Source organism: uncultured Methanobrevibacter sp., assembly GCF_937881195.1.
GTDB lineage: Archaea > Methanobacteriota > Methanobacteria > Methanobacteriales > Methanobacteriaceae > Methanobinarius.
In genome coordinates, this window is record NZ_CALGFC010000012.1 from 22,559 (window position 1) to 34,686 (window position 12,128).

The following is a 12,128-nucleotide window of genomic DNA, read 5'->3' on the forward strand; positions in this document are numbered from 1 at the left end:
GTTAATAATTAATATAAACTAATTCAAACTAATTTAAACTAATTTAAACTAATTTAAACTAATTTAAACTAATTTAAGCATAAATATTAAAAATCATTTTCTACTATATAAACTCTCTCATAAAATAAAATTTCAAATCTATTAATAAAATAATTCATTATTACAATTAATCCAATATACTTATTGTATTAATTTGATAAAAATATATTAGTACAATAGTAACTTCTCAAAAACTATTGAATCAAAATATACAATGAATAAAATATTTTCAAGATTTATAAAAATTTATTATAAAATAATATATATCTTAAATTATTAATAAATATGTTGTAACTATATATTAAACTTTGTTGTAATGAGAACAAACAGACAAAAAATTAAAATTATTAATATAAACTACCCACTACAATACAAAAATAAAATATTAAAATAATAACATATTAGAATAATAAAATAATGAAAAGATAGGTTAATAAACCAATAAATCAAGGAGTTAATTTAAGAAGAAGTTAATTCTTCAACATAACCTAATCCTTTATCTAACCATTCGTCTTTAATAAGTTCATCAGTACAAACTATAGCAATAACATCATCCTTTGAAATGTCCCTAATTATTCTAAATCCTTCAGGAATAATTCTAAATGCTGCATCATATATTCTCTTTTTTAGATTTTCATATGGGTCATCTATAACAAGATTATTCAAATTATCTTCTTTACCTTCAAGAATAAAGCTAAAACGGTCTGGTTGATGAACATTTTCTCTTCCTTTTTCAAGCCACAACTTTTTTAAAATATTTGGAAGATAATTTTCATCACTTACACGAATTATAGTTTTATCTATTTCTTTATCATATTCAATATTAGTTACATCACCTAAAGTAGTAAAATTAGAAGTTTTATCCATTTTAATAGCTAAAATAAATACAACTTCCTTAGGATCAACAAAAACTCTCATATCCTTAACAGAAGGAGATAACTGAAGATCTTGAAATATTTGTTTTATTATCATCTCATAGACTTTTGCACCCTCTGTATCTGTAGATTCAACAAGCATAAACTCACCTAATAAAAAACATGAATAATTTAATTTTATCTATTTTCATAATTTCATTTCATTTCCAATTTTACCTATTTTCTTGTCTTTTACCCATTCCAGAAACTAAAAGTGCAGCACCAACAGCACCGATATGTTGTGAGTACTCAGGAACTATAACATCAATACCTCCAAGAGTATCACTAACTGCTTTAACTAATCCAGATATTAAAGAAGTTCCACCAACTTGTATTAAAGGTTCCCTAATATCAATTTCTTGTAATTGTTGTTCATAAACTTGTTCTGAAACAGAATGACATGCAGCTGCAGCTACATCTGCTTTAGAACCTCCAGCAGCAAGAGTTGTAACTAAATCTTGAATACCGAAAACAATACAATAACTATTCAGCATTGCCTTTTTATAATCTCCTTTCATAGCTAATGGACCAAGTTCAGTAATATCAACATCCAAACGACGTGCAGTCATCTCCAAAAATCTTCCAGAAGCACCAGCACAAATACCACCCATAGTAAAATTATCAGGAATTCCATCATTAACAGTGATTACTTTATTATCCATTCCACCAATATCTAATACTGTTGCATCTCCTTTTTGGTGTCCTGCAAGATAAACAGCCCCTTTAGCATTTACAGACAATTCTTCCTGGATTAACTCTGCCTTCATGTTTTTCCCAATTGTAAGTCGTCCATAACCAGTAGTTCCAATACCTTCAACATCATCAAGCTTATAACCAGTTCCTTCAAAAGCTTCATCAGCCCCTTTATACACTGATTCCATGATATCTTTTGTAGGAGTCCAACCAGTACCAATAACCTTATTATTCTCCATTAAAACCACTTTTGTAGTAGTGGAACCAGAATCAACCCCTAAAGTTAATCCTTCTTGTTTTTCACGAGCCAATATACTTCTTCTAGCAACCGAAGTAGTTAAAGCTTCCATACGGATAAATAACTCATCTGCCTTGGTTCTTTCAGTGAAAGAATAAGTCACAACAGGAATTCTAGTATTTTGCTGAATAAATCTCCTTACTTCATTTCTAACTAATGCCCCTTCTGCACATCTAAAACAAGTAGCTATGAAAACAGCATCCGCTTTACTTTTTCCCTCAACAATTGACATTGCTCTTGCAATCATAAGCTTCAAACTGGAACTTTCAGCAGAAAATCCAAATTTTTTATATGCTTCATCAATATAATCAAGATCAATCTCAGGAATAACAATTTCTGAACCAAAGGTAGTAGCTGCCTTTTCTATCTCTTTTTGAATACCACTATACTCTGTACCGCAAGATATTAAAGCTATTTTAACCATTATTCATCACCATTTAAATCTTTATTTATTGAAACATCAGAATTTTCAGAAGAAGAGAGATTTTCTGAAGAATTCGGAAGAGAATCTAAAAATGTATTTATTTTATTAACCATATTAGTAGTTTCATCTTTATTCTTAGGATATTTCAACTCAAGAGTAGGAATTCCTCTTTTTCTAAGGTTGAATATAGATAATTCATTTGTCCTAGCACAACCAATACATCCAAAACCAAAAGGAGCATCTTCAACAATTATAGCAGCTTCAGCTTCTTCAATTAAAGGCCCAAGAAGAGACATTCTTCCACGTACCCCTGATGGAACCTCAATAGCAGCATATTTTAATCCTTTAATAGGATCCTCTTCAGTAAGATTCATTGGAGGAGAATCAATATCAGGATCTTTAACTTTTTTTCTAACAGCTTTTTGAAGAGCTAATACTTCATGTCCTTTTCTTTCAATTAAATCTGCTAAAATTAATGAATTTGGTGGGAATATAGCTACCTTTACCATTTTATCACATTTTTAATATATTATAATTATCTAACAATTTTAGTTATCCTCATATAAAAATTTTAATTAATCCTTAAAATTTTATAAATTTTAATTAATCTTCATTATTTTATAAATCTTAATTAACCTTTATTATTTTATAAATCTTAATTAACCACTATTATTTTATAAATTTTAATTAATTATTATCATTTTATAATTAATTATAATCTATTTTATAATTACTCATGAACATTTTGATTTCTATTTTTATGTATATTTTTGTCCATATTATCTTCTTTATTCCTAACATTACTATTATTAAGATTTTCTTCTTCTAAACATTGTTCCATTATTTCTTCAAATTCTTCTAAAGGAATACAAGTTTCCTCTTCAAGTGAAACTTCTTTTGGATTTTTCAAAGCATCTGAAACAAAGCCAAGAAGTTTAAATTCCTTTTCCATTTGGTGAAATCCTTCTCTTGCGCCTTTTCTATGGCCCCTGCATCTTCTTGGATCTCCAGGAGGGAAACCCCTGTCTTTTGTAAAAATATTATAAGGATCTAATTTTCGAACTTCCCCAATAGCTCTTAAAACATCCTTTTCTTTACCACTAACCATTGCACCATAACAAGTTTGTTTTATTGTGAGAGGCAAACCTAAGAGATGGATGTGATTTACAACCTCGCTTTCACTAACATTGGCTTTTGGACCCAAAATAATCATTCTTGTGACGACCTCTGGATCAGAATCTTCCCTACCAAGATTTGGATTAATACATACATTTTCTACCATAATATCCCTCTAATCATTATTAATAGAAGATCCATCTTCAATTCTTTTGATATAAAGAGAATCTCCCTCTTTTAAGTCTTCAAGATTTTTTAAATTAGTTGTTATCTTTCCAACAATATTAGTTGCATTAAATGGTTCTGCAGTTGGACCAAATTCATCATTGCTCTCAAACCTAACACCTATCAATCCAACATTTTTCTTAGACATGTTAGTAACACCAATTCTTCCTGCTTCGATACAGCTATTTGGAATGTTTTCAGGAACGAGCCCTTTTGCTTCTTTAGCATCCCCCTCAAAGATAGATATTTTCATACCAGGAAATGCAAAATGTACTTTTAAAATACCAATTGGCTTTTCAATTAACCCAGTAACCTTTTTAAAATACCAAGAAGTTCTTGGAGCCTCATCTCCACCATCATAAACTTTTATCAAAGCTAAATCCTCTTTATTTATACCTTTTGTTTTTACATTTCCTTCTTTTAGTATATCTATAGAAAGATTAGGAGTCTGTTCTACAATTAGTGCATTATCATCAATAACACCAATTCTCTCATGTTTTATGCCAATAGATTTCAAATAATCTTCTGATTCTTTTTGAGTCATAGATAAAGTCATTATTCTTCCAGGTTCAGATTTAATAGTGATTTTATCATTATAACTAGCTATATCAAATAATTCCATACCCTTTTCAACTGAAGCAACATTAGTGTGATTAGGCGATTTAACCCTATCCTCCCTATATACAAATACTTTACCAATGCCTTTACCAGTATTTCTTATTGTAACAGTACCTCTTTTTCTCATAGTTAAATCTTCAGGAGGTTTTCCCAAACCTTGAAGAGAATAAAAACCAACAAAAGAGTTTGATTCATAATCAACAGTAAAATTACCCGATTCAATTAACGAAAATAAATGTTCAGCTGATTCTGGAGAATTTTCATTAGGTTTAAGTAAGACATAAGTGAAAAGCTGATTACCTTCTTCCAAAATAGTGTTTAAATCAGAAACAGAAGCACTATCTGTTACACTACTCCTTTCAATAAGAGGTTCAATAGAAATTAAATTATCATCGGAATTTAAAAGCCTTAAAGTTCGTTTACCCCCCACAATTCTAGCAAAAATCCCTTTATTATGATTAGGAACCCCATAAACAGCAGAATGATCTTCTTTAGCTAAAATTATATGTGTTGACTCATTACTAAATCCAGATAAACTTAATATAACGTCCCCATCTTTATATCTATTTTCATCCATTGTAGGTTCTAATTCCGTTGTAATTGGGCCAATTGCAACCTCATTTGATGAAGTCCATCTAACAGAACATTGCTGAAAATCTTTATATTGATTTTTCCAAACTTCAACAAGTGTTTTAGCTTCTTCTTTATCATCCATCTCAATTATTATGCTTCCTTTTGGAGTTTTTAATTTATATTTGTTTATATTTTTTTCAAATTCCTTTTTACCTTTGATGAGACATATTATACTTCCATCATCATAAGGAGCATTTGAAAAATCAATTGCCTCTTTTATAGTAGACCCAACAGGAAGATCTACATTTTCTCCATTAATTTTTACTAACATAGAAACAACTCAACATAAATTATGAATAGATTTAAACTATTTATTAATAATAATTTTAAATTTAAATCATTTAATTAAAGATTATCTTAGATTAGAGAGTTTAAAACCCCAATTCATATTCCTAATTTAACTTTTAAAACTTAAAAGTTTTCAATTTTAAAAATAGGGTTTTCAACTTGATCAAATAGCACTATTTCTTCATTTTCATCAGATAAAAACAACTTTTTATCTTTAATTACTTCCCCAACAACAGAAGCATTAATAGAAACTTCACCTAATAAATTTATTAATTCTTCAACATTTTTTTCTTTAGCAGTTAAAACAAAGCCAGCACCAGGATATGATTTTAACCATTCTTCCCATTCAACATTATCATTTTTTGGAATTTTATTTAAATCAACTTTTGCTCCAACACCAGATGATTCAAGCAACATCTCCAATGTTCCTAAAGTACCAGGATTACTTATATCTTTTCCACCAGTAACTAATCCTTTTTCTGCAATTTGTTCCATTGCAATTATCTGATCCTGTACAATTTTTTCATCTTTAAAATAGGTTGTATCCCAATTAAGGTTAAAACTAGGATGTTGTCTACCATCCAAATCAATAGCAACAATAATTTTATCCCCAACATCAGCTCCGAAACTAGTTATAATTTTATCTTTTTTAGCTATTCCAACAATCGCAACATCAAGAGCATTATAATCAGAATCGGGATGTAAATGTCCACCAACCATTGGAACATTAAATTTCTTACAACCATCTTTTATTCCATCTAAAAGACCATTAGCTATATCTTCATTATTAATAGAAAGTATATTAACCATTGCAATTGGTTTACCACCCATAGCAGCAATATCGTTGACATTGACTAAAATTGAACAATAACCTGCCCAATAAGGATCTGCATCCATTAATTTTCCCCAAATTCCATCAGCAGCAAGTAATATTACATTTCCATTCCCAATATCAATTGCTGATGCATCATCACCAAAATCAAGTAAAGTTTCGCCAGAAACATTATAAACTTCTTTTAATTTGCTAGTTATGTTCTCTATAGACTCTTTTCTAGAAACGCCTTCAAAATTTTGAAGAGATTTTGCAAGATCTGCTAATTCCAAAACTACACCTCATTATAATCCAATGAAAGAATAATAATTTAAATAAAATAATAATTCAACTATTATAATAATTTAGCTACTATAGTAATTTAGCTACTATAATTAATTTAATTATAATTATTTAAGATATAAAAATTTTTTTTATGAATATACCTTAAATTTTTTTTATGTATATACTTTATTTTCATGATTAAATTATTAAAAACTATTAGAAAATAATATGTTAACAATGCATAATAAAGATGTCGAAATAAAAAAATAAATAAAAAAATGAAAAATTATCCAAAAATAAGACAAACAAACATACTCTAAATAGAAATACCAAAAAGAATACTAAAAAATATGATATCTAAATAAAATATAAAAAACATTATTTTAAATAAGGAGTAAAAAATACTATTTAAAATAATAAAACAAAAAAATATTATTTGAAATAATAGATAAAAAAATATTATTTAAAATAATAGATAAAAAAAATATTATTTACAAATAAATGATAGTGAAAATATTATTTATAAAAATTAGTCATTATTTAATGGAAATTTAATATTATACTCAGGACTTATTTCATTAATAATTTCAAATATTTCATTTTTAAATTCTTTAATTCTATTAGATTTTAATTTATCTTTAAAATCATTATTTGATGTTTTAGTAGAACTAAATTCCAATTTAATGTAATTTTTTGATTTAAAAACATTTTGAAAAATGTATTTTCCAACAATATCATCCTGACCAGGCTTTAATTCAATGATGGTAGATCCCTCAGTAACATAGCCTTTTTGAACAACTTTATCTACATCCCCATCAGTAATACCAATAACAGGTATATTAAACCGGTATAAGATATCAGAAGCTACAAGAGTAGTATCATCTCCAATAGTAACTACAATATCAACATTTTTTAAGCTATAAATATCTTCCGCCGCATGGTCTAAAAAAGCTACTTTAATCCTATTATTTTCAGAACGATTAATATTAATATCTTTAGAATCTTTAATTATTCTAGGATTAGGATTAGTTTTTCTAAGAAGTCCAGTTTTTACAACCGCATTATTAATATCAACAACACCTAATTTTTCTATACCGTGTTTTTTAATTTCTCCACCAATAATATCAACTATTTTGCCATCTTTAGATACTAAAGACAAATTTTCAGAATTAGATTTACCAATTACAACTCCATTGACAAAAATATTCTCATTAGGACTTACCCCATGAATATATCGAACTTCGTCCCCTAATCCATAACAATTATTTAAATTATTATTTTGATCGTTGTTCTCATTATTACTTGGATCATCATCCGGATTATTATCTTGATTATCTTTTAAATTATTAATTAAGTTATTTTTTATATCAGTTTTTAGTTCTCGTTTCATATATTCTTCAATAACCAATTGAGAATCTAAGACATTTAGATTTAATAATTTAGATATTTTTAGATGTAAATCATCATTTGAACCATTCCATAGAATTATAGAACCATCATCTTCTCCAGGCCTTTCAATTTGAATAAATTTTTTATTTAAAGTATTTTCGTCCAAATTTCCAATTCCTGGATTAAAAGCCTTTTTAAAAACTTTATATCCGAAAGTATGACCAGTAACTGAAGATTTACCATAATTAATGAGGAATATAACATCCATACCTTCTTCTAAAAATAATCTAACCGATTCACTAGGAAGTCTTTTAGTAGAAATATCAATCAAATTTTCAAGAGAAGCATCTATAACTGCTGTTCGCCCCATAGTTCCGCCTAACCTACAATAAACCTCCCCAAAACTCTTTAAAATCTCAATAATTTTTAGAGCACATCCAGAATCAATTATATTCGGACCATGTACAACAATACCAATTTTCATTTTATAACCAAATTTACAATAAATTATAATTATTATTAATATTATTATTAGTATTATTAATATTACTATTAATATTATTAATATTACTATTATTATTCTAATTATTTAGATAATAATTAGATAATAATTAGATAATTAATTAATACATTCAAAAAATTAACAAAAACATAGTAGAAAAAATATATACCACAATGCAATATGCAATAAATCTAGTTTAGAATAAATTAACTTAATTTTATCCTTTTTTTAAATATTTTTGAACCACAAATTTCACAAATTTCATCATCATAATCATCAGGATACTCTTTCTTACAACCTTGACAAATTTTCTTCCAATTATATATTCCTTTAATTCCTTCAGTTAAAACACTCCTATAAGGAATATCTAAAATTTTGAGAACATTTTGAATAGAATAATCATCAGTTACAACCATTATATCCTTTTTTTGATTTGAAAAGTCAATAGCTAATGCTAAAAGTTTCTTATCTACATCAGAAAGCCTTAAAGTATCTCCAGATCCAGAAATAACATTGTTCAGCTGATTGATACTTGAGTTATCAGGCTCTTCGATAAAAAGAATATTATCATTTATAGCTTGATCAAAAATCATTTTAGACCTTAAGTCCTTAACTTCCTCACTTATTTCAGATATAGTAAAATTTAAAGAATTATTTAGTTCAAATCCCCCAATAAAAGCAGAAGCATCCAATATATAATAAATATCTTTATTTTCATCCATAATATAATTATGTAATTAAAAATAAATAAAGTTAATTAAAAATAAATAAAGTTAAAGAAAAAATAAATTTATTTAGAAATATAATATTTAATTAATAAATATAAACTAAATAATAAATTAAATAATGAATTAAATAATGAATTAAATAATAAATTAAAAGTAAACATGAAAATTGATAATAATCCATTAAATTAGAGAAATAATTAATAAAAAATGAGTGATAGAAAAAAAGATTATTTAATAAATAAAAAATGTTAGTAAATTAATATCCATTAATAAAAATTATTTTATATAACAATTATTACTAAAAAATAATAAAAATACATAATGTTAATAAAACCTGAATATTCAATATATTATTGTTATAATCCCATAAAATATTATAATAGAAAACATGAACATTAAAATAGTTATTGTTTTTATTTAAATATTTAAACATTATTTAATAAATACAAATATTTAATTGAATTATTAAAATTAATTATAATCATCAAAAGCTAAAAAAAAGATAGAATAAAGAATATAAAACTAAAATAAAGCCTATAATCAATTTTTGATAGTTTACATAACATTTATATGTGAGTAAATATATAATAATATCTTGAAGGGTAGGGTCTTATCTTAACTCTTATTATCATAACAAAAATTGGCATTGAATCCGCCTCCAATCCAATTTTGGTCCCTGCCCTCCTCACTATATCGTACTTTTTTTAAAATGGATTAAACAAGATTTAATAATCTTATTCTAATAAATATTTAAATAACAAAATTTTTTTAAGAAAATAAGAAGATTTTCGTTAATTAACTAACAATAAAACATTATTCATTCTTATAGATTATTTATTGTTAAGAGTGATTGATATTAACTATGTACATGATAATGAAGACACTATAATATTAAATAAGTAGTATATAAATTTATCAGAATAATAAAAAGTAATACTAAAACAAACATATAGTATTATAAAAATGAAAATTTATATAAGATTAAAAAATAATGTTTTTATAAATAGCTAAATTATTGTTAATAATATCAAATTAGAATATCCAAAGTTTTTAATATTAATAATAATTATCTTAACTCCCCTATATTTAATAAATATAACATTTTAATCAGAATATCTAACTTACACTTTTAAAAAAAAAGATATTACAAAAATTTAAAATTTAAATACGTGGAAACATCAACATGAAATTTTATGAAGTCTAAATAACAAGATTAAATAAAATAATATGCCTAAAAACATATGAAAGAATAATTATTTAAAAAATTACACAAAAAAATAATTATAAACAAAAAATAATTATAAACAAAATTAAATAATTTAAATAATATATTACTGATAAAAATAAAATTGATGTTTCATAACATATTTTAATAAGGAGAAATTTGAATGACAAGTGAAACAATGGAAGAACATAAAAAAAAATCACCGATTGAAGTTAATTGTGGAGTTATTACCCTAAGTGATACGAAAACCAAAGACAAAAAAGCAGGAAAAGATACTGATATTTCGGGTAAATTAATAGTTGATGAATTAAGCAAAAAATATAATGTAATTTCTTATGAAATAATCCCTGATGAAAAAGATCAACTATTAAACATTATAGAAAAAATGAAAAGCGAAAAAGTTGATTTTATAATTACTACTGGGGGTACAGGGATTGGGAGTAGAGATATAACAATTGAAACTGTAAAACCTCTTTTTGAAAAAAAAATAAATGGTTTTGGGGAAATATTTAGATTAAAAAGTTACGAAAAACTAGGATCTGGAGCTATGCTATCAAGAGCCGTTGCAGGAACATGCGGAAAATCAATAATATTCTCAATGCCAGGATCTCCGAATGCTGTTAAATTAGGAATATCACTAATTATAAATGAATTAGCTCATCTGAAAAAACATTTAAATGAGTGAATTTTAAATGAGTGAATTAAAAAAATCAAATGAATAGATAAGCGAATTAAAAAAATTCGCTAACAGATATTAAAGGTTCAATAATTATTCCTTCATTTTCTAAAGAAGAAATAGCTCCTTCTTCCCTATCTACAACCACAATAGCTTTTTTTACGATTCCTCCATTTTCTTGAATAGCTTTTATGGCTTTTAATAGAGATCCTCCAGTTGTAGTTACATCTTCAACAACAACTATATTGTCACCCTCATCTAATTCTCCTTCAATAAGTTTTGAAGTTCCATAACCTTTTTTTTCTTTTCTTATCATCAAAAGAGGAATTTCAGATCTTAATGAAACAGCAGTTGCAATCGGAACTGCTCCAAGTGCAGGTCCCGCTACTTTATCAATAGAATCATCTTTTATAGACATATTAATAAGTTCTGAAATAGTTTTAAGAATATTTGGATCGGTTATTGCTTTTTTCATATCAATATAATAATTACTTTCTTTTCCAGATGAAAGTACAAAATTTCCTGTTTTGAAAACATTATTATCTTTTAAAATACTAATTAAATATTCTTTAGAAGTCATTGAATCACCATAAAACAATTATATAAATTTAATCTTGTGAAAACTAAAATGTAATTTTAAAAAACTACCAAAATGGATAAAGATAGCTAAAAATTTCAATATAATTAAAAATTAAAAATATATTTAATATAAACAATTATTAATCTAAAAAATCATTTTAGAATAATATTAAATTCATTGAAATTAATAAAATATAAAATTAACTAAATAATAATTAATAAATTAGTAAATAATACAGCATATTATTTAAAAATTAAAAATAATAAATTAGTTTAGCTAAAAAACTATTTAGTATTAATTTTAATAGATAAAACTAATTTTTTATTCATAATATAAAAGAAATTTAAAGCAAATCTATTTTTATCAAAAAATGTATTTACAAATTAAAAATTATCCTATTACAAAATATCAAAAGCATCTTTTAAAAGAATTTTATCCCCAATTTTACTTATCATATCATAAGGAATTACATTTTCACTTTTAGAAATATTCAAAGTTTCAGAAATTCCTCCTTTTTTTAAGATTAAAGATTCTAATTCTTTTGTTTCATCATTATACTCAACATCAGATACTTTACCAATTAAAACAGCATCAGTATTAACTACTTCTTTTCCAATGATATCTTCAACAACTTTCATATTTATTCCTCTAAATCTTAAATAAATGCATATCTAATAAAAATAA

12 protein-coding genes are annotated in these 12,128 nt (G+C 25.3%); 1 reads left to right on the plus strand and 11 read right to left on the minus strand.

What is annotated here, in order from left to right; genetic code table 11:
• Window positions 1–498 precede the first annotated feature (498 nt).
• From Q0087_RS01380 to Q0087_RS01420, 9 genes are all read right to left on the minus strand, one after another.
• On the minus strand, window positions 499–1,056 hold the full coding sequence (locus tag Q0087_RS01380; protein WP_297897662.1) for a methanogenesis marker 17 protein: 558 nt from the start codon (window positions 1,054–1,056) through the stop codon (window positions 499–501).
• A gap of 70 nt (window positions 1,057–1,126) precedes the next feature.
• A complete protein-coding gene (locus tag Q0087_RS01385; RefSeq protein WP_297897664.1) occupies window positions 1,127–2,368 on the minus strand; it encodes a methanogenesis marker 15 protein in 1,242 nt (413 codons plus the stop codon).
• Complete coding sequence (locus Q0087_RS01390; RefSeq protein ID WP_297897667.1) at window positions 2,368–2,877, minus strand: methanogenesis marker 5 protein; 510 nt, start codon at window positions 2,875–2,877, stop codon at window positions 2,368–2,370. Before Q0087_RS01390 ends, Q0087_RS01385 begins: the two co-directional genes overlap by 1 nt.
• Before the next feature lie 221 nt (window positions 2,878–3,098).
• Window positions 3,099–3,650, minus strand: coding sequence for a methanogenesis marker 6 protein (locus Q0087_RS01395; RefSeq protein WP_297897670.1), 552 nt, complete (start codon window positions 3,648–3,650; stop codon window positions 3,099–3,101).
• Between the two features lie 9 nt (window positions 3,651–3,659).
• Window positions 3,660–5,231: a methanogenesis marker 3 protein gene (locus Q0087_RS01400; protein WP_297897673.1), complete on the minus strand. Its 1,572-nt coding sequence runs from the start codon at window positions 5,229–5,231 to the stop codon at window positions 3,660–3,662.
• A 140-nt stretch (window positions 5,232–5,371) separates the two neighbouring features.
• Complete coding sequence (locus tag Q0087_RS01405; RefSeq protein WP_297897676.1) at window positions 5,372–6,352, minus strand: methanogenesis marker 2 protein; 981 nt, start codon at window positions 6,350–6,352, stop codon at window positions 5,372–5,374.
• Window positions 6,353–6,873: 521 nt separating this feature from the next.
• On the minus strand, window positions 6,874–8,217 hold the full coding sequence (locus tag Q0087_RS01410) for a DUF2117 domain-containing protein (protein WP_297897679.1): 1,344 nt from the start codon (window positions 8,215–8,217) through the stop codon (window positions 6,874–6,876).
• Between the two features lie 224 nt (window positions 8,218–8,441).
• A complete protein-coding gene (locus Q0087_RS01415) occupies window positions 8,442–8,957 on the minus strand; it encodes a ribonuclease VapC (RefSeq protein ID WP_297897681.1) in 516 nt (171 codons plus the stop codon).
• Between the two features lie 572 nt (window positions 8,958–9,529).
• The gene (locus tag Q0087_RS01420) at window positions 9,530–9,652 is read right to left on the minus strand and encodes a hypothetical protein (RefSeq protein ID WP_297897684.1); all 123 of its coding nucleotides are present in this window, start codon (window positions 9,650–9,652) and stop codon (window positions 9,530–9,532) included.
• A gap of 699 nt (window positions 9,653–10,351) precedes the next feature.
• Between Q0087_RS01420 and Q0087_RS01425 the strand changes: the two genes are divergently transcribed.
• The gene (locus Q0087_RS01425; RefSeq protein ID WP_297897686.1) at window positions 10,352–10,873 is read left to right on the plus strand and encodes a molybdenum cofactor biosynthesis protein B; all 522 of its coding nucleotides are present in this window, start codon (window positions 10,352–10,354) and stop codon (window positions 10,871–10,873) included.
• Between the two features lie 46 nt (window positions 10,874–10,919).
• On the opposite strand, the gene pyrE is transcribed toward Q0087_RS01425, so the two are convergent.
• Together pyrE and Q0087_RS01435 are read right to left on the minus strand one after the other, a co-directional pair.
• Entirely contained in the window at window positions 10,920–11,444 is a 525-nt protein-coding gene (gene pyrE, locus Q0087_RS01430) for an orotate phosphoribosyltransferase (protein WP_297897689.1), read from the minus strand.
• Between the two features lie 398 nt (window positions 11,445–11,842).
• Entirely contained in the window at window positions 11,843–12,082 is a 240-nt protein-coding gene (locus tag Q0087_RS01435) for a PRC-barrel domain-containing protein (RefSeq protein WP_297897692.1), read from the minus strand.
• Window positions 12,083–12,128 lie beyond the last annotated feature (46 nt).